The following is a 23,051-nucleotide window of genomic DNA, read 5'->3' as shown; positions in this document are numbered from 1 at the left end:
CCTAAACCGGTTTGACAATGTTAATCAGTTACAGGCGGGCATCCGGCACTATATCCATTACTACAACCACGAGCGTATTAAGACCAAACTAAAAGGCCTGAGTCCGGTGCAGTACCGGAATCAGGCCTTGGCCGCTTAGTTGTTCACTGTCCAAGTTTATGGGGTCAGTTCAACCAATGAGGGGGCTTTAGTGTGTTTAAACAAAGCAGTCATTAAGAACTGTCATTAAGAACTGTCATTAAGCGACAGCGACTGAGCCTTAATTAGGTGGAGCGCACGCGTGAAACGGCGTCCAACCAGCCCTGATAGAGCTGCTCGCGGGTAGTCTCTTCCATCGTCGGCATAAAGCTCTTCTCACAACGCCACAACTGCTCGATCTCTTCCAGCGTTTGATACCAACCTAGACGCAGACCGGCTAAGTAAGCAGCGCCAAGTGCGGTGGTCTCCAAAATAGTTGGCCGATCTACCTGAACACCCAGCATATCGGCAAGAAACTGCATAACCCAGCTGTTCTTTACCATGCCGCCATCGACGCGTAACGTGCCTGGCGTTGCCTCCATATCGTCGTTCATACAGTGTTGTAAATCGCGGGTTTGATAGCACACCGCTTGCAGGCCAGCGGCCACTATTTCAGCGATGCCGGTATCACGAGTTAAGCCAAAAATAGCGCCGCGTGCTTTCGGATCCCAGTGGGGAGCGCCTAAGCCGGTAAAGGCAGGCACGAGATAAACACTGTGGCCACTGCGGGTCTGCTGAGCCAAAGCTTCGGTTTCCGATGCGTCGGCAAACAGGTTTAGGCCATCGCGCAACCACTGCACCGTCGCCCCGGCCACAAAAATGCTGCCCTCCATGGCGTAGGTCGGCTTACCGTTAAGCCGATAGCCAATAGTGGTCAATAGGCGATTACGCGACAGCGACGGCGTTTCACCGGTATTCACAATCATAAAACAGCCGGTGCCATAGGTACTTTTGCCCATCCCCGGCTGAAAGCACGCCTGCCCCACTAAAGCAGCCTGCTGATCCCCCGCTACCCCAGCAATGGGCAGCGAAGCGCCCAGCCAGTGCGCTTCGGTGGTGCCAAAATCATCGCTTGAGTCTTTCACCTCGGGCAGTAAATTAGCGGGAATATTAAACAGCGTCAGCAGTTCTGCATCCCACTCCTGGGTATGGATATTAAACAGCGCCGTACGCGAAGCATTCGTGGCATCAGTCACGTGCTGCTGGCCACCCGTCAGCCGCCAGATTAAAAAGCTATCCACCGTACCGAATGCCAGCTCGCCCCGTTCAGCGCGCTCCCTGGCACCCTCAACGTTATCTAATATCCAGGCAAGCTTCGTAGCCGAAAAATAGGGGTCAATTAAAAGACCCGTTTTCGCTTGAACAACCTCGGTGTGGCCTTTATCGCGCAGCGACTGGCACAAATCTGAAGTGCGGCGATCCTGCCAAACGATGGCGTTATAGAGTGGTTTACCGGTTTCCCGATCCCAAAGAATTGTGGTTTCCCGTTGGTTGGTAATACCGATGCCAGCTATTTGGTCAGCGGAAACCTTAGCGTTGTGCATGACGTCCCGACAGGTCGCCACCACCGTTTCCCAGATGTCTTCGGGGTTGTGCTCAATCCAGCCGTCATGGGGAAAATGCTGGGTGAATTCCTGCTGGGCAACAGCGGCCACTTGGCCTTGGCGATCAAACAGAATGGCGCGGGAGCTGGTGGTACCTTGATCAATGGCGAGTATAAAAGAGGACATATCGAGTTCACTTTGTTGTATTGTCTTTCGATTTTGTATACTTACTTTCGCTTTATTATGATTCAAGGCTACTCTAGCCGCCCAAAATGCTCAAGGCCGAAACTACCTCATTAAGCAATCTTATTAAACGATCTCATCAAGCGATTTCATCAAGCGATCTCGTCAAGCAATGTACAGCGCCACATCGTGCTGATTTAGCAAACGCTGAATCGCTTCTGGCGGCTTGCGGTCAGTAAATAACGCATCCAGCTGTTCCAGATTACCCTGCCGCACGACCGGATTACGATGGAATTTAGAGTAGTCCGCCGCCAAATAGATGCGTCGGGAATTGGCAATAATTGCCTGGGCAACGCGCACTTCCTGGTAGTCAAACTCCAGCAGCGAGCCATCCTCGTCAATACCGCTGATGCCGATAATGCCGTAATCCACTTTGAACTGATTGATAAAGTCGATAGTGGCTTCGCCAATAATGCCCCCGTCCCGGGAGCGCACCTGGCCACCGGCAATAATCACGGTGAAATCCTCTTTATGCTGCAGGATGGCAGCCACGTTAAGGTTGTTGGTGATAATCTCAAGGCCCTGGTGCTCTAACAGCGCTTGAGCAATCACTTCATTACTGGTGCCGATATTAATAAACAGTGAGGAGTGATTAGGGATGTGCTGGGCTAAACAGCGGGCAATGCGCTCTTTCTCTTCCAGATGGAGCGTCTTACGCGTGCTGTAAGCGGTATTCACCGTGCTTGACTCAATGCCTACCCCGCCATGGACGCGTCTAACCCGGCCTTCATCCGCCAGGGTATTCAAATCACGACGAATAGTTTGCGGTGTCACGGCAAAATGCTCAGTGAGCTGTTCAATACTCATGTAACCGTGCTGGCGAACCAGCTCGACAATGGCATCCTGACGAAATTGTTGATTCATAAGCCCGGCCTGTTCGTTTATTATTGATATCTGAACATAATCTAGCAAAATTTTCGAAATCTAATAGCTTTCTTCAAACAATTCCACAGGTCAAACAATTCCACAGGCGCCAAACCGACAGTGAACGGTGATAATGCTTACTAAAGCGGCCACACCAACAAAATTAGCGGGATCGCAACCACCAGTACCACCAATGACAGCGGCAGGCCTAGTTTCCAGTAATCGCCAAACCGGTAGCCACCAGGCCCCATCACCAACGTATTGGATTGGTGTCCGATAGGGGTTAAAAACGCACAGGAAGCACTAACGGCCACCACCATCAAGAACGGGTCGAGTGAGACATCGAAGCCATTGGCTAAACTCACCGCAATAGGCGCCATCAGCAGCGCCGCCGCTGCGTTGTTAACCACATTAGATAGCAGCATAGAGAGTAAAAACAGCCCGATCATGGTGACGACGACCGGCCAGTCACTGCCAAAACTTAGCAGCGCGTTGGCAATCAAATCGGCGCCGCCGCTGGTCTCTAATGCTTCGCCCACGGGGATCATTGCCGCTAGCAACACGATGACGGGGCCATCAATGGCTTGATACCCTTCGCGTAACGGTAACACGCCAATCAGTAACGAAATTAGTGCAGCGCTACTCATGGCCACGGCAGCCGGAAGTAGATCAAACAGCATCGCCGTGATCGCCAAGGCAAAAATAGCTACCGACATGGCCAGCTTACGCGGCTGCCCCAGGTGCAATTCGCGGCTAGCCAGCGGCAGACACCCCAGCGAGGCCAGACTGTCTGAAATTTCATTTTCGCTGCCCTGCAACAGCAAAACATCACCGTTCTTGAAGCGGATATCCCGCAACCGCTGCTTCAATCGCCCGCCATCTCGGGCAACGGCCACCAAGTGCAGCCCAAACTGATGGTTTAGGCGTAGCTGCCGCACGCTACGGTTAATCATCATAGAGTCATTACGCACCACGGCCTCAATGAGTTGCAGGCCCTCGGTATCTACCCGCTGCTGATCCTGTGCAGCATCTTTCTTTTTAGCCTTACCAGCCTCTTTGCCGCTGGCTGAATGCTCAACGTCTTGCGCTTCTGAATCGTCCTCCAGTTCTTCCTCAAGCTCAGCGATCGCGCTGAGCCCCACTTTGTCTTCCAGCATTTGCAGTTCGTCGGGCCCTGCCTCCAACAGCAGTATATCGCCCTCTTCTAAGGCACCGTGGAAGTTATAGCCAGCACGACGGTTGTCATCTCGAACCACCGCTAACACGGGAATGGTTTCATCCAGCTCATCGCGTAACTGCTGAAGCGTCAAGCCTTTGGCTTTTGACTCTTCGCCCACTTTCAACTCCACCAGATAGTTGGCGGTATCGAACATCTCATCGGTGGAGGCCTGGCCACTACGCTTGGGCGTCAAACGCCAACCGACCAGAACGATAAACGCCAACCCTGCTAGCGCAACCGCGATACCGACCGGCGAAAAGCTAAACATGCTAAATGCTTCACCCGTAATCTCCCGGCGATAGCTGGAAATAATGATATTGGGCGGGGTGCCAATCAAGGTGGTCAAACCGCCGAGCAAAGAACCAAACGCTAGCGGCATAAGCAGTAGAGAGGGAGACGTGTTGTGCTCGCGGGCAAGTCGCATGGCCACCGGTAGCAACAGCGCTAAGGCGCCCACGTTATTCATAATACCCGATAGCAGTACGATGGTGCCCACCAATACCAAGAGCTGTAGCAGCAGGTTTTCACCTACTTTAAGCACTTGATTGGAAATAATATCGACCACGCCCGAGCGCTCGAAACCCCGACTAAGCACCAGCACAGCGGCCACGGTAATCACCGCCGGATGGCCAAAACCAGTGAACGCACTTCCGGCTGGAACAAGCCCAAGCATGACCGAACCTAGTAACGCCGTTAGTGCCACTAAGTCATAACGGAATCGCCCCCAGATAAACGCGGCAAGCGTCAGTCCAAGCACAATAAACACCAGCGTGCTCGGCGCGAGTGTTAACCAACCAAGATCTAACGACTCAATGCTTACGCTTTCAACACCTGAATTCTCAACCCCAGAGCCCTGTGCACCTGAGCTTTCAACACTTAAGTTCTCAGCCGACATCCTTTTCCTACTCCCTTGCCACCGCTTGATAGGGGCAGCCTACGGTTGGTGCACGCCACGCCCATAGCATGACATTTCTCCTGCACATTAGACGTTTACTATACACACGTATAGCCCCTGCAAATGGATAGTTTTATCAACGCCTATCGTATAAAAGCAGAGCAGCTCGGCAATGCCGAGCTGCTAAGGAAGTGCCTGTTCTTTAGAGTAACAGCAGGTTTAAATAAACAGCGGCTTGCAGGATTTCATCGCATCGCAAGACGCTTACAAACTGAGTCTGCTCCTCTTTTCAAAAATAACGTCAGATACAATACGCTTGCTAAGGCAACAAAATAGTAGACCCAGTGGTTTGACGGCTTTGCAGCGCGTCTTGAGCTTTGCCCGCTTCTGCCAAGGGGTAGCGATTGGCGATATCTATTTTGACTTTGCCGCTTTTCAGCATGGCAAAGAACTCTTCGCACATCATCTCCAAGCGCTCGCGGGTGTCGGCGTATCCATTTAGGCTGGGGCGCGTCACGTAGAGTGCGCCCTTCTGATTCAGAATACCGATATTAACGCCATCCACCGGGCCAGAGGCGTTGCCAAAGCTGACCATCAGTCCACGGGGTTTTAGGCAGTCCAGCGACATTTCCCAGGTGTCTTTACCCACCGAGTCATACACTACATCGCACATGTCGCCATTGGTGAGCTCACGTACTCGCTCAACCACATTCTCTTCGCTGTAGTTGATCGTCGCCCAGGCGCCATTAGCCATGGCTAGGTCTGCTTTTTCCTGTGAGCTCACGGTACCGATCAGCTTTACGCCCAATGACTTTGCCCACTGACAGGCAATTGACCCCACCCCACCAGCCGCGGCGTGAAATAGAATGGTTTCACCGCCTTTTAGTTCATAGGTTTGGCGGAGCAGATACTGCACGGTTAGGCCTTTCAGCATACTCGCCGCGGCGGTGTCGAAATCAACGAAGGCAGGCAGCTTGACCACTTTAGCCGCAGGCAACGTATGCAGTTCGGCATAGGCGCCCAAAGGGCCTTGCGCATAGGCCACGCGGTCACCCACGCTTAGATGTGTGACACCTTCGCCAACCGCATCGACCACACCTGCACCTTCGGTGCCTAGGCCAGAAGGCATGGAAGGAGCTGGATAGAGCCCGGTACGAAAATAGATATCGATAAAATTAAGGCCAACGGCTTTGTTGGCAACACGCACTTCACCCTGACCAGGTTCAGCAGGGGTAACGTCGACCAGTTCAAGCACCTCAGAACCACCGGTGTGGGCAAACTGAATACGCTTAGACATTAGGACTCCTTCTTGTGTAATTTGCTAATTATTCGGTTGAGACGCTATCTCCGAACAATGGCATGCATGGCAACAGGTGTTGCTATACAAGCGCGTCGCGGCGTTTAAATCAAGCTAGCACGCTAGCGTATTTTTACCCATTAGAACGCGAGGCAATGCAATCCCGCTGTCATGCGCCCATGCTAGTATTAATGCTTCTTTATCGTCTAAGGCTTAGAGATTTGTCATGACGCATCCCGCCATTCAAGTACCCGCACTTATTGCCCACCGCGGCTACTCCGCCGCCGCCCCAGAAAATACCTTAGCAGCAGTGCGCGCTGCTCACCAAGCGGGGGCCACATGGGTCGAGCTGGATGTGCAACTGCTGGGTGACGGCACCCCGGTAATTTGGCACGACAGCGACGTCGCGCGCTGCTCAAACGGACGCGGCAGTCTGGCCTCCATGAATTGGGCTAAGGCGCAAACGCTGGATGCAGGCAGCTGGTTTGACGACCGTTTTTCTGGTGAGAAAATGCCCAGTTTGGCGCAAATGCTGGCACTGCTTAACGAGCTGGAGATGGGCGTGAATATGGAAATAAAGGTCAACAAAGGCCGCGACCCTATTGCGCTGGTTGAACGTGCCCTACCGGAAATGTTGGACACACTCCCCCCCGAGCGTCTGATCATCTCATCCTTCAATGCCAGCGCCCTTAGCCACTGCCGTCAGTTTGCCAGCACAGAGCAGCTGGCCCTAGGCGTGCTGTTCGGTAGCGTGCCCAAAAATTGGCGTGAGCAGTGCGAGGCCATTGAGGCATTCAGTGTGCACCCTCACTGGCCACGCTTAAAGCGCGCCCAAGCCGACGCGATGCAGCGCGATGGCTATCAAATAATGTGCTATACCGCCAATGACCCCAGCGCCTTTCATAGCCGCTGGGCGTGGGGTATCGGCAGCGTTATCACCGATGAGCCCGCCGCGTTTAAGCGCTTTTTAGATAGCCATTGACAAGTTCAACCGCTTGATAAACTCAAGCACTGACAAGGAGTCTACCGTGAAGTACCTAGGAGCCCACGTGAGTGCCGCTGGCGGCGCAGACCAAGCCGTACACCGAGCGGTAGCCATCGGCGCGGATGCCTTTGCGCTATTCACTAAAAATCAGCGCCAGTGGCAAGGTAAGCCGCTCACCGATGAAGCGATTCAAGCCTTTCGTGACGCCTGCACCGAGCATAGCTTCGCCCCAGAGCAGATTCTGCCCCACGACAGTTATCTGATTAATCTTGGCCACCCTGAGCAGGAAGGACTACGCAAATCTCGGGATGCCTTTCTTGATGAGATGCAGCGCTGCGAGCAATTAGGGCTGACTCTGCTTAACTTTCACCCCGGCAGCCACTTAAATAAAATCAGCGAAAGCGATTGCTTGAAGCGTATTGCAGAATCCGTTAACGAAGCGCTTGCGCATACCCAAGGGGTCACAGCGGTGATCGAAAATACGGCGGGGCAAGGCACCAACCTAGGCTGGCGCTTTGAGCATCTAGCCGAAATCATTGCCCACGTAGACGATAAAACTCGCGTAGGAGTGTGTATTGATACCTGCCACGCCTTTGCGGCGGGCTACGATTTGCGCACTGCAGAGGCAACCCAAGCAACGCTTGATGAATTAGCTAGCGTTGTCGGTTTTGAGTATTTGCGCGGCATGCATTTAAACGATGCTAAAAGTGCCCTTGCCAGCCGTGTAGATCGCCACCATAGCCTGGGTAAAGGCAACATTGGCCTACCCGCTTTTACCACCATCATGCAGGAACCCCGGATTAGCGACATCCCCATGATCCTGGAGACTATCGAGCCCGAGATCTGGGCTGATGAAATAGCTTGGCTGCGCGCTCAAATGGTCTAGTTTTACATCGCTGAAAGCTTCTCTTCATCCAGTACGCCTGACATGCGCACCATGGCGAGCGCTTCATCCAAGCTGCTCATCTCTTCAATCATCACCAGTTCGCTCTCTAAGCTCACTGGCTGACCGGCTGTTTCAGACAGCAGTTTTTCCAGAGAAGCTACATCCATAGCGTCGTCTAAGTGGTGAACATCTACTGAAGCACTGTTGCGGCCCGGCAAGTAGATGGTGCCATTAGAGAAATCCACGGCGTAGGCAATTACTCCGGGTACGATAAAAAACAGTAAACCTACCCCATTAGCGACAGCAATAACCGGGTCAATATCACCGCTCAATTGGCCCTTACGCTCAGGATGAAAAAGCGTACCACAACCACTCAAAGACACGATGGAAACGCCAACCACGGCGCCAGTCAACCAGCGACGAACTGCTTGATGCATGAAGGTTCCCTCAACCAAAAAAAGTAACGATAGTCGATATAGCGTATTGCGCTTTGGTTTTTTTGCCGACTACCGCGCCATAAAACTCGATAAGTTTAGCACAGCCATCCACAAGCATAGATGATTTAGCGATAAGGACTATTTTGCCGCTTCAACCGCTAGGCCGTACAATGCCAGGATTCAACGCTTTTAAGCACTTTTTCAAGAACTTTTTCCAGAAACCTGTTTTCAAAACCTGTTTTCAAAACCAAGGAATGCTAACGCCCATGCGCGCCAGCCAACTATTGATTGCCACTCTAAAAGAAACCCCGGCTGACGCCGAAGTCATTAGCCACCAGCTAATGCTCCGCGCTGGGATGATTCGCCGCTTAACCTCTGGGCTTTACACCTGGCTGCCACTTGGCCTGCGTACACTGCGCAAGGTGGAAGCCATTGTGCGCGAAGAGATGAACCGCGCCGGTGCTCAAGAGGTTCTCATGCCCGCCGTACAGCCCGCCGAACTATGGCAAGAGTCTGGTCGTTGGGAGCAGTACGGCCCTGAGTTGTTACGTCTGAAAGATCGCCATGACCGCGACTACTGCGTCGGCCCGACCCACGAAGAGGTCATCACTGATCTGGTACGTAAAGAGATCGCCAGCTACAAGCAGTTGCCGATCAATTTCTATCAGATCCAAACCAAATTCCGCGACGAGATCCGTCCGCGTTTTGGGGTGATGCGCTCTCGTGAATTCATTATGAAGGACGCTTACTCCTTCCACCTGGATGAAGCCTCGCTGAAGCAAACCTACCAAGATATGTACGATGCCTACACGCGTATTTTCACGCGCCTTGGCCTCGACTTCCGCCCAGTGATCGCCGATAACGGCTCTATCGGGGGTACCGGCTCCCACGAGTTCCACGTGCTCGCGGACTCCGGCGAAGACGACATCGTTTTTTCCAACTCTTCAGACTACGCCGCAAACATGGAAAAGGCCGAAGCTCTGCCTGCTCCGCTGGGCAGCAACGTACAGCGTGAAGCGCCTACCCAAGAGATCCATCTGGTAGATACGCCTAACGCCAAGACCATTGCCGCCCTGGTTGAACAGTTCGAGCTGCCGATTGAGAAAACGGTTAAAACATTGATGGTGCATGCCGCCGAAGGTGGCCTTATCGCCCTGTTGGTGCGCGGCGATCATGAGCTAAACGAGGTAAAAGCCGAAAACCTTCCGCAAGTGGAAGCGCCGCTGACCATGGCAAGTGAAGAAGAGATTCGCGCCGCGGTTGGCGCTGGCCCCGGCTCACTTGGCCCGGTAGGCCTGAAAATGCCGGTCATTATTGACCGCAGCGTAGCGCTGATGAGTGACTTCGGCGCCGGCGCCAATATGGACGATAAACACTACTTCGGCATTAACTGGGAGCGCGACGTTGCCCTGCCCGAAGTGGCCGACCTGCGCAATGTGGTGGAAGGCGATCCTTCGCCAGACGGCCAAGGCACGCTCTCTATCAAGCGTGGGATTGAGGTTGGCCACGTTTTCCAGCTAGGTCAAAAGTACTCTCAGGCTATGAACGCCAACGTGTTAGGCGATAATGGCAAAACCAGCCACCCATGGATGGGTTGCTACGGCATCGGCGTGACCCGAGTAGTAGCCGCGGCTATTGAGCAGAACCACGACGAATCCGGCATTATCTGGCCTAACGCCATTGCGCCGTTCCAGGTGGCACTGGTACCGATGAATGCGCACAAATCCCAGCGTGTGCGTGAAGAGTCTGAACGTCTTTACCAAGCGCTAACCGCTGCAGGCTTAGATGTATTGTTGGATGACCGCGACACCCGTCCCGGCGTTAAGTTTGCTGATCTGGAATTGATGGGCGTTCCCCACCGCTTGGTGATCGGCGACCGCGGCCTGGACAACGGCGAACTGGAATATAAAGGTCGCCGAGATAGCGAAGCCACCATGGTGCCAGCGGATCAAATCATCGACTTTTTGCGTGAGAAAGCTAGCTAAGGTAGTAACGCTTAGCGGGGTGCTGCTGAGCAGCGCAGGGTTTGTAGCGACAAACCCCGTTGCGGCTCAGCCGCTACCCCAAACCCTGCGCCCTACCCTTGAAGCCGCCAACCAACAGCATCAAACGCCCCAACAACAGTGGGTAGCGCGCCAGTGGCGTGAACGCATGGACATTCCACTGGCGCGTTTTATGGATGACGCCGCGCAGCGCCAGACGCTGCTAACCCGTATCTATCAAGAAGCCAGACTGGCAGGCTTACCGCCGGATTTGGTGCTCGCCTTGATTCAGGTAGAGAGCGCCTTCAAAGCCGATGCTGTCTCCTCAGCAGGCGCCGTCGGCTTGATGCAAATCATGCCTTTCTGGGTCAGCGAGCTGGGGCTGCCGATTGATGACTTAACCTATCCGCCGCGCAATCTGCGCTATGGATGTACGATTTTGGCGCACTATCTAGCCATTGAAAATGGCGACTTTACGCGTGCTTTAGCCCGCTATAACGGTAGTCTGGGGCAAACCTGGTACCCGGAGCGAATCATGCGTGCCTGGCGAGAGACCTGGCGCCACCCCACCCTGCGTTAAACTGTTGGCTTACCGTTAAGCCAAACGCATGACTTTTCTGCCTAATCCATTCACTATAAAGTTCAACACTGTGTCAGCTAACTACTCGCTAGCTTAATGAGGGATACCCGTCGCAATGCCAATACAACAACATCGCCCTTTTATGGGCTTCATCAGCGCATACGCAACCCCATTATTGGCAGTAGCTTTAATACCACTTCTTGTCTCCACCGCTAACGCCGCGCAGATAACGGTTCGCAGCACTGACGGCCAGCCACTTGAGGACGCCGTCATTGAGGTTTACTACGAGACAGCGGCAGGTAACCCACCTCAAGAAGAGAACATCTATCAGCGCGATGCTGCCTTTCACCCTAAGGTACTGACTGTGCCTACCGGCAGCTATGTCGCCTTTCCCAACCAAGATACAACGCGTCACCACGTCTACTCCTTTTCACCGGCCAAAACCTTTGATTTAAATCTCTACCTGCAAGAAACGCCGCCGCCGGTTCAGTTCGACCAACCCGGCGTTGTCGTTTTAGGGTGCAATATCCACGACCATATGCAGGCATTTATTGTTGTCAGCGAGGCCCCCTATGCGGCGACGACCAATTCTGAAGGCTCGCTTGAGCTACCCGCGCTTCCGGCTGGAGAGCATCGTGTGCGCGTTTGGCACCCACAGCTTGATGACAACCAACAAATCTGGTGGGAAGGGATGGTGTCGGATACCGACAAACTAGACGTCAGTTTGGAACTTAACGCGCTGCCACCTCCAGCGCCTACGCTCTCGCCCCTTCAGCAGCGTTTTAAAGATGCCACTTAAGCCCCTACCAACATTCAGGAAATGGTGAATCGCCACTTAGTGAGGTTGCTATGCGCTTTAGAACGCGCCTGATGCTCGTGCTACTGACCGTGGTGATTGTCTCGCAACTCGCCACTGGGCTGGCATTCCTGCGTGCGACCCAAAACGACGTCATTGCGAAAGGTTCCCAGCGCTTAGAAGTGGGCGCTAATGTATTGGCACAGTTGCTGGACGCCCGCGGTGAGCAGCTAGCCAACAACGTTGCCATCCTCGCCGATGACTTCGGGTTTAAAAGCGCTGTTTCCACTCAGGACACCGAGACACTCTACTCTGTGCTGGCCAATCACGGTGATCGAGCTAAGGCAGACATCGTGTTGCTCAGTGGTCTAGATGGACATATTTTAGCCAGCAGCCATCATGCGCAAAACAGCCCGATGCCCTTCCCCCAACTATTCGAGCGCGCTCGCCAAGAGGGCGAAGCGGTTAGCGTTGTCATCGCCGAGGGGCAGCCTTACGAATTTGCCCTGCTGCCCGTACGCGCTCCCAACCTGATTGGCTGGGTAGGTATGGGCTTTTTGATCAATGAAGCAGTAACGGAAGAGATTAATACGTTAACCGGGTTGGACATTAGCGTGGTTAACTTTCTCGATAATCGAGAGATCACCTACCTGGCAAGCACTCATGACAAGCAGTTAGCCCAGCAATTAATGAACGGACGTGGTAGCGAGCTCAGCGAAGGTGAATACACCTTACACAGCCAGATGACGCCGGATGCTGAGTACCTTTCCTATGCGAGCCAGCTCTATTCCGACGCTGCCAATCACACCTATGCGCTGCTGCAACTCTCCCGCAACGAACTACTCGGTGCTTATCGTTCATTGCAGTGGCAACTGCTGGGAATCATTGCCCTGATCCTGCTGTTTACCGTGCTGATTGCCATGTGGAGTGCGCGAAGTATGAGCAAACCGCTAATGGAGCTGGCACAGGCGGCACAGCGCATTGGACGCGGAGAACGTTTCACCGAGTTACCGAACGGTACTGAGCACAGCGAAACCGGGTTGCTGGCGTCGACACTACTCGCCATGCAAGAGGGCATCGCTCAACGCGAGGCCACGCTCCATCACCAGTCTCGCCACGACTTACTCACCGACCTGGCCAATCGCGTCAGTGCCCAGGAGGATATTAGCCTTTTGATCAAACGCGGCGAACCGTTTACCTTAATGCGCCTTGCGATTAATAACTTCCGCGATATTAACGACACCTTCGGCTACGCGCTGGGGGATCATATGCTGGTCACCCTGGCCAAGCGTTTACAGCACTTAGATGCTGACAGCACAGCCTACCGACTTGATGGCGATGAACTGCTACTCTTGGTGAAGCAGTCGAGAACTGACTTTGCCTGGCGTACACGTCTTTTCACCACCTTGCACCAGCCTATCGATCTTGATAAATCCCCCATCACACCGTCACTCTCGGCGGGTGAGACCAACTACCCCGACCACGGCGACGGCCCTCAACTGCTGCTGCGTAGGGCCGATATTGCACTGGATATGGCGCGTCGCCATCGCCAGCCCCATCAACGCTACCTAGAGGGTCAGGATGAGCATCATTTACGCCAGCTCACCTTAATTCGAGACCTACAGGACGCGGTGAGCAACGGTGAGCTATGGATGGCCTACCAGCCTAAAGTTGATACACGAAGTGGCCATGTTAATCAGTGTGAGGCGTTGATGCGTTGGCGCCATCCTTCACTGGGCTTTGTTCCTCCCGATGAATTTATTGGCTTGGCAGAGCGCTCAGGGAGCATCCGCATGCTCAGCCAGTGGATGCTGTCCAATGTCTGCGCCCAGCTACATGCCTGGCAGCAGCGTGGTTACCACTTATCGGTAGCCGTTAACCTCTCCGCCAGCGATGTAATGGATCGCCAATTACCGACTTATCTATCTAGCCTACTTGAGCGCTATCGGCTTACCCCTGCTCGCCTGAGTATCGAGGTCACTGAAAGCGCTGTTATGCAGGATGTTGATGCTGCCATGGCAACATTAACGGAGCTCAACAAGCTGGGACTCCGCATCGCCATTGATGATTACGGCACTGGCTACTCCTCGTTGGCGCAAATCAAACGCCTACCCGTGAATGAACTCAAGATCGACAAATCCTTTGTGTTGGCGATCGATTCGCAAAAAGATGACTTAACCATTGTCAGCTCGACCATCGACATGGGCCACAGTTTAGGACTGCGCTTAGTGGCCGAAGGCGTTGAGAATCGCGCCAGCGCTGAGCTGTTAAGCAAGCTCGGCTGTGACTATTTGCAGGGCTATTGGATTGCCAAACCAATGCCCGCTGATGAACTCCCTGCTTGGTTGGATAACTTTACCTCGCTGTCGTTGCCCCACCCCATGTCTTCCATACTAAAGACACTCCAGAGAAAGCCATGATGTTATTTCAATCTATGTTTTCATCATCCAGCTCGCCCTTTCGCCTCTCCCTTCACGGCTGCCTTGGGGCCTGCTTAGCCCTGTGCCTATCGGTCTGTTTAGCGCTTGCTGCCACGCCCTCCTTTGCCGGTAGCCGAATTGTAGGTACGGGTGGAGTAAGTGCTATTGAAGGGGCCGCGGGAGGGGGGTTATCGCCCTGGGCAGTCCTGACTAGCACCGCAAGCGAACAGGAAATAGGCGTAACGGCCGCCACTACCCGTGCCTGGGTGGACGACTACCGGCTAACGGTGACCAGCGCCAGCGTGAATATTTATGATCGTGTTGAAGTCTCAGTGGCTCGTCAAACCCTTGATTTAGAAACCCTAGGTGGCGAGTTAGGCCAGGATATTTACGGCGCTAAAATGCGCTTATTCGGCGATGTGCTCTATCACCCTTGGGGCATTTGGAGCGCTGGCGTACAACACAAGCGACTGGTAGATGGCACTGTGCCCATCGCCCTAGGCGCCGATGAAACGCGCGGTACCGATGTGTACCTTAGCGCCAGCAAGCTGCTGTTTAGTGCTGTTGCTGGGCGCAATGTGCTGCTCAACGCCACCCTGCGCAACACCGACGCCAATCAGGGCGGCCTGCTCGGCTTTGGCGGTGATCAGGGGAACCGATCATGGATGGCCGAAGGCAGCGTCGGCGTCTTCATTACCCCGCGATGGATTGTCGGCGCCGAGTATCGCCAGAAACCCGATAACCTGAGCGTGGCCACCGAGGACGATTGGCAAAGCCTCTACTCTGCCTACTTTTTCAATAAGCACTTATCACTGACGGGCGCCTGGTTAGATTTAGGTGACATTGCCGGTCTACCGTCTCAGCACGGCGGCTATCTTTCACTTCAGGCAGCTTTTTAAGCGGGGCGCGATGACCTATCAACGCAAAACCCATCGACACAACAGCTATCAACACAAACACAATCGTGCGCGTCGTTGTTTAGTAGCGCTCACGTTTGCCATGCTCATGCTCACTGGTTGTGCTTATCAACCCACTCAAACGACGCTCTACGAGCGCCTGGGCGGTGAAAACACGATTGAGGCGGTGGTTGAGAACCTGTTGTACCGGATTGCAGATGATCCTGAGGTGGTCGTATTTTTTGCTAACACAAATATCGATTTATTTGCCGAATCGCTGGCCAGCCAGCTATGTGACGTCAGCGATGGCCCTTGCCAATACGAGGGCCCACCAATGGATCGTGCTCATCAACATATGGGACTGACAGATGTGCATTTTAATCGCTTAGTGGAACATCTCGATGCCGCTATGCAAGAGGAAGGTATTGCCCTAGGCGCGCGTAATGAACTGCTAGGCAGGCTCGCTCCAATGTACGCAGACATTATGCGTCTTCAGTGACCTGCCAGCCGTCACGGCCCATCGTTTTTACCCGGTATAGTGCTTTGTCAGCCGCTTCATAAGCGTAGGGAAAAGTTGCTTCATTGGCCACAAAACAGCTGCCCCCAACGCTCAAGGTAACGCCTTTCTTATCCGGATGGGCAGGGTGTGGAAAGTCAGCTTCCCGCAGCCCATCCATTAACTGCTGGCAGTAGCTTTTAAGCGTGACTATGTCTGGGCAGTCGAGTAGTGCCGCGAACTCATCGCCTCCCAAGCGGTAGAGCTGCGTCTCATCGAGCGTTTCACCAATCAATGTCGCCAACTGTCGCAACAAGGTATCGCCTTGAGGATGCCCACAGGCATCGTTGTACTGTTTAAAAAAGTCGATATCGACCAGAATCAGCCCAAGCGTTTGGTGCTGCTTCGCCAACACATCTTGGTGCAAAGCACTGCGATTGCCGATCCCGGTGAGCGGGTCGCGCATAGCACGCTGCATCCACTCAAAAGTTTCTCGGGTGGCACGATCAGTGCGCCGCAGCTGGCGTTCGTGTAGCCACCAAAACACCAATCCCATCACAAAGATTAATAAGCTGGAGTAAGTCAGCATCTGGCTATGCTGGCGCGTACTTTCTGAAAAATCATTAATCGCCGCTCCCCGACGATCAAGCTGATCCATCTCAATCTGGGTCAGGCATTGAATAGGGGCAAACAACGCCGACACTGCAGCGAAACGATCAATATTGCGCGCCGCTAACTGAACCACTAACCGATCTAAATCCATCAAACTAGCCTCGGCACAAGCATACTCACGTCGATAGACGTGCATATCGGCTAAACCGTAGGCCAATTCAATGTCCAAGATTGCAGCATTCAGCGCATCTTGCTCAGTCTGATCGCCCAACAATTCGACTTGGGCATCTTGCAAATAGACCCGTGCCCGCGTTGAAAGCTGCTGACCTGTAAGGTTACCCGTTTGACTGAAGTAAGCCTGTATTTCGGGGTAGACCCAACGCGATTCATAAATAATCAGCACCATAAGTGCCAAAAAGCTCATCAAGCTCAACGACAACCATGTAATGTAGCGATGTTGACGCGCAACCGCGCGGGGCTGCATTGATGGCTGATCAGCAGGCTTGGGGTTGGATGTCACCACTTCGCCTCTATGCTTCGGATCATCCATATCCAATCATTGAATTCACGCAGATTTTCGACGTCGCGATCGCCATAGTCTCGCTCGACCAGACGTGCAGGGCCGCGCGAGCGTATGGTGAGCGGGTCGCCATCTTCAGCGGTAATTAAATACCAGCTGGGGTCATCCCACCCCTCAAGAGTAACTTCGTAGTCATCCCAGGCAGTAAAGTGAAGTGCCGGCGGCACTTCGCCAAACTGTTCAATCAGAAAGGTTCGAAACGCTAGGCCCTGCATCTCCACATCGCGCCCTTGGTAGGGGTCGTAGAGCGTAAATGTCTCGTCAGACATGGCACGTAAATCGCTTAGGGCGACCTTTTGAGTGACATCGCCGTTGATGATACTTAACGCCTGGGCGAAGGCAGCCATGGGGATTGTGACGCCCACAACTATTAACGCGCACGCTAACAGATCACGTGCACGACCCCATGGGCTGCGGTGTAAAGCAACTGCGTTCATGGCATAGCTTCCTGGTGAGTTCGTTCTTGCAAAGACCTGTTGCAAAGAACTGTCGCAAAGACCTATTGCAAAGAACCGGCGCAAAGAACCGGCGCAAAGAACTTATGCAGAGAACTTTACCAGAGCAGACCTTGTATTGCTCCACAACGCACGTTACAAAATTTCAACTCTCGCGATTTTTACCCAAAAAAAAGCCAGCCCAAATTGGGCTGGCAACAGGAGGTTTACTAAGCTAATGAAGCTAAGCTAGCAAACCCCCTCCCCTGACAAGGTTTACATGAACTGGGAAAGCTACTTCTTGCGCTCATCCTTACGTAGATGATCACGAATCACGAAGCCCACCCAACCCACCATAAATACGATGACTAACGCGACGGTGGCTAAACCAAAGATAATTGTGTCATCCCAATACATGGTGAATCCTCCCGCCGTGATGTATGCGTTCATACTAGCCAATCAACGACGGAAGAATGCTGACCTGGGTCAAGTTACGGAAGGCGGGGATAAGCGGATAAACAGGAAATTGATACCGATCAATTTTTGGGCGTGATTAGGGCCTGTTGACGTTTCACTCACGGCCGCGCTGGCGTTACAACACCTTGCGGTCTTCGACTTTGCTGTGCTCGGTACCCGGTGGTAATGGATGGCCTTTGGCCAACTCTGCTCGAGTGGCTTCACGCACGTCTAAAATAGTCACTTTATAGTTTAGCGTGCGCCCGGCCAGGGGGTGGTTGGTATCAACGGTGACGCGGTCGCCATTGATTTCCAGTACCGTGACAATTTGCGGCCCGGCTTCGCCTTCAGTTTGAAAGCGGTTGCCCGGAATTAACTCGGCGTTCCCAAAAGAGCCGCGGCTAACCTCTTGAACCAGGTCTTCGTTGCGCACGCCATAGGCATCGGCAGGCATTAGTTGAACGCTTAACTCGGCCCCAGCCGTTTGGCCTGCTAAGGCACTCTCTAGCCCTGGCACGATATTGTCGTGACCATGCAAATACTCTAGCGGCTTATTGCGCGCCTGGGAGTCATCCAATACCTGCTTGCTGCCATCGTTGAGCACGTCGCTTAGCACATAGTGCAAGGTAACGACCTGGTGCGCTGTAATCGACATGGAAAACTCCTCTCCGGTAAGCTGTCGGTTTTGTGTTAGAACGTTGTGATAAAACGTTGTATTAGAACACTGTCTTAGTTTACCACTTGACCATTGCTTGGGTCTTTTCAGGAGTCGCCTTTGATGCCCACCCCCACCCCCCAGCGCAGTTGGCTTGCTGCACTGGCTGTTTATTGTCGTGCGCCCGTTATCACCATGCTGTTTTTAGGGTTCTCCGCAGGCCTGCCATTTCTGCTGGTGTTTTCAACGCTTTCTGCCTGGCTGCGCAGCGATGGCGTTGAGGTCGCGGCGATTGGCTTTTTTGCCTGGATCGGCATGCTTTACTCAATCAAATTTTTCTGGGCACCGGTGGTAGACCGACTCGCGCTGCCGCTACTCACCCGCGTCTTCGGCCAACGCCGCGGCTGGATGCTATTGGCTCAAGCAACCATAGCTTTAGGGCTGGTGGGGCTAGCGGGTGTAAGTCCGGTGGGCAACCTAGGTTTGGTAGCCATTTTTGCACTGTTGGTAGCCTTTGGCTCGGCGACCCAGGATATTGCCATCGACGCCTACCGTATCGAGTCCGCCGATGACGATGTTCAGGCGGCCATGGCCTCGACCTATATTATTGGCTATCGCGGCGGCTTACTTGCCGCCGGTGCCGGCGCGCTCTATATCGCGGCGTCAGCCTCTTGGGATGTGGCGTATCTGAGCATGGCGGCGCTAATGAGCATTGGCGTGCTTACCGTGTTAGTGCGCCCGGAGCCCAAACGCGCATCGCTGTCTATTCAGCTTATTCACGAGCCTAAGGTGCGGGCGTTTATTCGCGCCAGCCGGGGCAAGCCAAAAATATTGCGCCGCTTAGGTGCCTGGAGTATTGGCGCGCTGGTCTGCCCGTTTACCGACTTCTTTAGCCGCTATGGGGTAAAAGCGCTGTGGATTTTGGTGTTTATTGCGGTGTTTAGAATCAGCGATTTGGCCATGGCCTCCATGGCCAATCCGCTGTATATCGATCTGGGCTTTTCACTGGCAGAGATTGCGAGCGTAACCAATATATTTGGTATTGCGATGAGCATTACCGGCGGGATTTTAGGCGGGCTTTGCGTGGCGCGCTACGGCATTGGGCCGCTGCTGATCTTCGGCGCGGGGTTGGTGATGGTCACCAATTTACTGTTTGCGGTGCTTGCCTTGGTGGGCAATCAGCTACCCATGCTGGTGGTGACGATTATTGGTGACAACTTAGCCAACGGCTTAGCCAGCGCGGTGTTTATCGCTTTCCTCTCCAGCCTCACATCCCGTGCCTACACCGCGACCCAGTACGCGCTGTTCTCGTCATTAATGACGCTGCCGGGGAAGTTTTTAAGCGGCTTTGGCGGGCTGGTCGTTAACGCCCAGGGCTACCCAAGCTTTTTTGTTATCGCCACCCTGCTCGGCTTACCGGCTATTTTGCTGGCAATCTGGATCAGCCGAGACAAGCAGTTAGTGCCAACCCCCAAGCCTGCCTAAACAGGCTTGAAGGCTTAAACCAGTGAAGATTTGGGCTTAACGGTGTGCTTCCAGCCAGTCCAGCGCTCCTGGCGTCGTGCGCCACTGGTCGCGCATCAACGTGCGGTACTGCCACGCTTCCGCCCGGGAGCCGGGGTCAACCTGGCCATCTGGGTGGGGCATGGAAGGCCGGGGGTTTTCGGCACAAATTAGCTCCAGCGCGTAGCGGTTATGACCGAGCACATCGCCAAGCGCGGTCTCAGCGGCCTCACGCTGCTCTAATCGATACAGCGCCAGAGTTTTACCCATCAGCAGCCCAAGCACCAGCGAGCCATCGTCGTCATTCTCTTCTGCCAACGCCAACGCTTCTTCATTGCGGTCATCGCGCAGCAGTTGATCCAACACCAGCTCGCGCAGGCCCAAGCTATCCTCCTGGTCGATCAGCAGTAGCTCTTCGGCCAACTCGCGAGAGTGCTGGCGGGCGCCGCGCTCCATACCCACCACCAGCGCTAGCCCCGTGCGCAGCAACATGGCGTTGTTGGCATCGTCCCAGCACAGGCTACCGTCGCCTTCGGCGCGGGCTTGTTCCAACCAGCGCGAGAGGCGCAGCGCCAGCGGTTCCAGCAGGCTCGGCGCCATCCACGGCAGGCTGCCAAAGCGGCTGGTCAGCGCTAGCGTTAAGTCTTGCACGACCTGAGGCGCATCCAGCCACTCTGGATGCGAGCATAGTGCCGACATCCACTCAATGGCGTTGCCCCAGGGGTCATCGCGAAAGCCTAGCGCTACGTCTTCATCCACCAGCACCTGGAACTGCTCATGCCAAGCGGCAAACAGCGTTGCCTCGCGGGCACTGGCGTTATAAAACAACCGACCGTTTTCAGCATCGGCACTGATATCGATTTTGGGGGCGGTGGGTAGCTCGGCCAGCAATGCCTGAAGTGCCACCAGCGGCGTGGCCAGATCCTCCTCGGCGCTGAGCAACTGGTCAGCAAGCGTCGCACCGGGGTTTTCTGCCAACGCGGCCAAAAAGTCCAACTGATCTTCGTCCAACTCGCCCTGGCGAACCAGTCGGCGGTACCAGAAATTGGCGCGCTCTTTGGCTTCCTGCTCGTGACCTTCGTGCAGCAGCAGCATGGCTTCAATGTAAGCCAGCGTAGGCGAATCGGGCAGCGCCTGCTGGGCTTTAACGAAGGCACCACGGGCACTATCCAAGTCATCGTTATCAAGGTGCATCAAGCACAGACGCTCAAGGGCTACGCCACGCAAAAACAGCGGCCCGCGCTCCATCACTTCATCAAGCAGGTCAGCGCGTTTACGACTAAAACCACGCTCTTGATAAATATCCAGCAGGATTTCAAAGGCGGGTTCGGCCTGCTCGGGCAGCCGTGACCAGTCGCTGCCATCAAACAGCGACTCGAGAATTTGCATAGCCCGACCAGTCTGGCCGCTTTCAGCGGCGATCAGCCCAGCTTCCAGCAGCGCTTGAGGCAGCGCTTGCTGGCTATCCAGTGCGGCTTTCAGAGTGGCCCCCTTCCATTCGCGCAGCGAGAGCATCCACATCATTTGATCAGGAATTTCGGTGGGAAACTCGACCTGGTAGCAGCACTGCTTAAATTTGCGCCCGGAGTCGCACCAGCACGGTTCGTTACGCCCTGGGGTGGCGAGGGGCTCGCAGGCAAAATCGAGCCGTTCCAGCGGCGTTTGCGACCAAAGCACCGGCGCCAGCGCCTGGGCCATAGCCACATCGCCATCAAAGGCGTCCGCACCTTTGGCGCGCACCCAGGTCATGAAGTCCGGATAGTGTTCTTGTTGCCTGATTGCCGAGAGTGCCCCAGAGGCGAATCCCAGCAGTTGATCGACCCATACCGCCAGCATTGCCGTCTCCACTGCGTTAAACGATGTCTGTAAATGACGATGACTAAAATGAAAGCGTCATAGTTTATCATGAAGGCCGACATCACCGCAGCGGCAATCGATTGATCGTTAGTGGGCTCGTTTGAGGAGTGGACGCGTACGCTCGTGCATGTCCAGCCGTGCCCCCAAACGCACCAAGTTCCAGTAGTGGCCGTTCAATGCGCGAGAAAGCAATAGCGTATCTGCGGGGGGCTGCAGGCGATCCATGGCCGCCCACACTTTCGGAGTTAGCTCGCGTAATCGCCGATGCACCCGCACATCGCTGAAATCCTGCTCACCGGGCTCAAACAGCGGGGCGATGCATTCGGCGGATTCGCGATACAGCGCCAACGGCGCGCCCTGCCCCTGACGCCCACCCATCTGCATCAGCGCCTCGTCCATTCCCATCGGGTCATGCTTCAAGGTAGCGTCGAGCAGTTGCATCATCGCCTTTATACGTACTTCGGGTACCGCAATCACCGCGCCTAAATCGTAAATCACCAGCCGCCCCTGATCATCAGCGGCGAAGTTACCGGCGTGAGGGTCGGCGTGCAGTTCGCCGTAAGTAAATAACTCCTGGGTTATCCAGTCTGCCAACGCCTGGGCAATGCCTTGGCGTGTAACATCATCAGCATCCGCCAAGTCACGCAGCGGCGTACCGCCCACATAGCGCATTGCCAGCACGTGCTGCCCGGAAAGGGCCGGTATCGGCTCGGGAATCACCAGGCTCAGGTTATCTTTGTAGCGCTCGCGATACCGCGCCAGTGCATCAGCCTCGGCGTGGTAATCCAGTTCCCCACGCAGGCTTTCAGCGAGTTCTTCAAATAGGGCATCCAACCGCGCCTGGGGCACTTTAAACCAGCGCCCCAACCGCATAATGCGCCGCACCTGAACCAAATCACTCTCTAAAACATCAGCCAAACCAGGGTACTGCACCTTTAATACAACGGCTTCACCTTCATGGGTTGTTGCCCGGTGCACCTGCCCCATGGAAGCACTGGCAAACGGGCGTTCTTCAATCTCACTGAAGTGGTGATCAATATCCCCGTACTGCAACACCAATGCTTCACGAATTTTAGGCCAGGGCATGGGCTCGGCCTGACGCTGCAAGCGGGCAAGCTCCTCCGCAAGATCTGGCGGCAGCAGGTCATCCCACTGAGACATTACCTGCGCCAGCTTCATGGCCGGGCCTTTTAGCTCTGAAAGCCCCTCAAACAGCGCTTCGCCCAGGGCGCGCCAGTCCGCTTGGCCACCTAAACGGGTTTTCAGCAACGCGCCGCCGGTGCGCGCACCCAAGCCCATCAATCGTCGTGTTCTGCCTCGCTCACGCATTGGCTCTGCCCCTTAACGCTCACCACATCAAATTATTTATACACAATTTATACAATCTAACAGCATT

Annotated in this window: 21 protein-coding genes; 10 read left to right on the top strand and 11 right to left on the bottom strand. The window is 54.4% G+C overall.

The genetic code is table 11. The annotated features are described in order from the left end of the window. Positions 1-139: IS3 family transposase (locus J7J49_RS12390; RefSeq protein WP_215092992.1), on the top strand; the 139-nt coding region annotated here is incomplete at its 5' end. A gap of 124 nt (positions 140-263) precedes the next feature. Here J7J49_RS12390 and glpK read toward each other — a convergent pair. From glpK to J7J49_RS12370, 4 genes are all read right to left on the bottom strand, one after another. Beyond that, entirely contained in the window at positions 264-1,748 is a 1,485-nt protein-coding gene (gene glpK, locus J7J49_RS12385) for a glycerol kinase GlpK (protein ID WP_215092982.1), read from the bottom strand. A gap of 162 nt (positions 1,749-1,910) precedes the next feature. After that, positions 1,911-2,669 carry a DeoR/GlpR family transcriptional regulator gene (locus tag J7J49_RS12380; protein ID WP_035578823.1) on the bottom strand — a complete coding sequence of 253 codons (759 nt, stop codon included), beginning with the start codon at positions 2,667-2,669 and terminating at the stop codon, positions 1,911-1,913. Between the two features lie 140 nt (positions 2,670-2,809). After that, positions 2,810-4,783, bottom strand: coding sequence for an SLC13 family permease (locus tag J7J49_RS12375; protein ID WP_215092980.1), 1,974 nt, complete (start codon positions 4,781-4,783; stop codon positions 2,810-2,812). Positions 4,784-5,102: 319 nt separating this feature from the next. Further along, a complete protein-coding gene (locus J7J49_RS12370) occupies positions 5,103-6,080 on the bottom strand; it encodes an NADPH:quinone reductase (protein WP_215092978.1) in 978 nt (325 codons plus the stop codon). A 226-nt stretch (positions 6,081-6,306) separates the two neighbouring features. On the opposite strand from J7J49_RS12370, the gene J7J49_RS12365 reads away from it, so the two are divergent. Both J7J49_RS12365 and nfo read left to right on the top strand, forming a co-directional pair. Continuing rightward, entirely contained in the window at positions 6,307-7,062 is a 756-nt protein-coding gene (locus tag J7J49_RS12365; protein ID WP_215092976.1) for a glycerophosphodiester phosphodiesterase family protein, read from the top strand. Positions 7,063-7,108: 46 nt separating this feature from the next. Then, positions 7,109-7,951 (top strand): deoxyribonuclease IV, encoded by an 843-nt coding sequence (gene nfo / locus J7J49_RS12360; protein ID WP_215092974.1) that lies wholly within the window; start codon positions 7,109-7,111, stop codon positions 7,949-7,951. Between the two features lie 2 nt (positions 7,952-7,953). On the opposite strand, the gene J7J49_RS12355 is transcribed toward nfo, so the two are convergent. Beyond that, positions 7,954-8,388 carry a hypothetical protein gene (locus tag J7J49_RS12355; protein WP_064233057.1) on the bottom strand — a complete coding sequence of 145 codons (435 nt, stop codon included), beginning with the start codon at positions 8,386-8,388 and terminating at the stop codon, positions 7,954-7,956. A gap of 266 nt (positions 8,389-8,654) precedes the next feature. Here J7J49_RS12355 and J7J49_RS12350 point away from each other — a divergent pair, with 266 nt between their 5' ends. The 6 genes from J7J49_RS12350 to J7J49_RS12325 all read left to right on the top strand — a co-directional run bounded on the left by J7J49_RS12350 (position 8,655) and on the right by J7J49_RS12325 (position 15,561). Continuing rightward, on the top strand, positions 8,655-10,373 hold the full coding sequence (locus J7J49_RS12350; RefSeq protein ID WP_215092972.1) for a proline--tRNA ligase: 1,719 nt from the start codon (positions 8,655-8,657) through the stop codon (positions 10,371-10,373). Continuing rightward, entirely contained in the window at positions 10,357-10,950 is a 594-nt protein-coding gene (locus J7J49_RS12345; protein WP_215092970.1) for a transglycosylase SLT domain-containing protein, read from the top strand. Before J7J49_RS12350 ends, J7J49_RS12345 begins: the two co-directional genes overlap by 17 nt. A gap of 115 nt (positions 10,951-11,065) precedes the next feature. Then, on the top strand, positions 11,066-11,749 hold the full coding sequence (locus J7J49_RS12340; RefSeq protein WP_082906579.1) for a cupredoxin domain-containing protein: 684 nt from the start codon (positions 11,066-11,068) through the stop codon (positions 11,747-11,749). Between the two features lie 50 nt (positions 11,750-11,799). Next, positions 11,800-14,166 carry a bifunctional diguanylate cyclase/phosphodiesterase gene (locus J7J49_RS12335; protein ID WP_215092968.1) on the top strand — a complete coding sequence of 789 codons (2,367 nt, stop codon included), beginning with the start codon at positions 11,800-11,802 and terminating at the stop codon, positions 14,164-14,166. Then, positions 14,163-15,065: a DUF3034 family protein gene (locus tag J7J49_RS12330; RefSeq protein ID WP_251048284.1), complete on the top strand. Its 903-nt coding sequence runs from the start codon at positions 14,163-14,165 to the stop codon at positions 15,063-15,065. Before J7J49_RS12335 ends, J7J49_RS12330 begins: the two co-directional genes overlap by 4 nt. A 10-nt stretch (positions 15,066-15,075) precedes the next feature. Further along, positions 15,076-15,561: a group I truncated hemoglobin gene (locus J7J49_RS12325; protein ID WP_215092966.1), complete on the top strand. Its 486-nt coding sequence runs from the start codon at positions 15,076-15,078 to the stop codon at positions 15,559-15,561. Here J7J49_RS12325 and J7J49_RS12320 read toward each other — a convergent pair. The 4 genes from J7J49_RS12320 to J7J49_RS12310 all read right to left on the bottom strand — a co-directional run bounded on the left by J7J49_RS12320 (position 15,545) and on the right by J7J49_RS12310 (position 18,295). Further along, entirely contained in the window at positions 15,545-16,594 is a 1,050-nt protein-coding gene (locus J7J49_RS12320) for a GGDEF domain-containing protein (protein ID WP_064233190.1), read from the bottom strand. The genes J7J49_RS12325 and J7J49_RS12320 overlap by 17 nt on opposite strands. A gap of 92 nt (positions 16,595-16,686) precedes the next feature. Beyond that, on the bottom strand, positions 16,687-17,187 hold the full coding sequence (locus J7J49_RS22510; RefSeq protein WP_251048283.1) for a hypothetical protein: 501 nt from the start codon (positions 17,185-17,187) through the stop codon (positions 16,687-16,689). A gap of 291 nt (positions 17,188-17,478) precedes the next feature. Then, positions 17,479-17,601, bottom strand: a complete 123-nt coding sequence (ccoM, locus tag J7J49_RS22685; protein ID WP_285222427.1) for a cytochrome c oxidase subunit CcoM — start codon at positions 17,599-17,601, stop codon at positions 17,479-17,481. 175 nt (positions 17,602-17,776) lie between these two features. Next, complete coding sequence (locus tag J7J49_RS12310; protein WP_215092965.1) at positions 17,777-18,295, bottom strand: FKBP-type peptidyl-prolyl cis-trans isomerase; 519 nt, start codon at positions 18,293-18,295, stop codon at positions 17,777-17,779. 123 nt (positions 18,296-18,418) lie between these two features. Between J7J49_RS12310 and J7J49_RS12305 the strand changes: the two genes are divergently transcribed. After that, complete coding sequence (locus J7J49_RS12305; RefSeq protein ID WP_215092963.1) at positions 18,419-19,780, top strand: AmpG family muropeptide MFS transporter; 1,362 nt, start codon at positions 18,419-18,421, stop codon at positions 19,778-19,780. Between the two features lie 36 nt (positions 19,781-19,816). Here J7J49_RS12305 and J7J49_RS12300 read toward each other — a convergent pair whose 3' ends face one another. Then, entirely contained in the window at positions 19,817-21,634 is a 1,818-nt protein-coding gene (locus J7J49_RS12300; RefSeq protein WP_215092961.1) for an SEC-C metal-binding domain-containing protein, read from the bottom strand. A gap of 108 nt (positions 21,635-21,742) precedes the next feature. Continuing rightward, complete coding sequence (locus tag J7J49_RS12295; protein ID WP_215092959.1) at positions 21,743-22,984, bottom strand: ABC1 kinase family protein; 1,242 nt, start codon at positions 22,982-22,984, stop codon at positions 21,743-21,745. Positions 22,985-23,051 lie beyond the last annotated feature (67 nt).

Origin of the sequence: Halomonas sp. ISL-56 (assembly GCF_018612805.1) — a bacterium.
In the GTDB taxonomy this organism is placed as follows: Bacteria; Pseudomonadota; Gammaproteobacteria; order Pseudomonadales; family Halomonadaceae; genus Vreelandella.
This window is presented reverse-complemented; position numbering and strand designations above follow the sequence as displayed.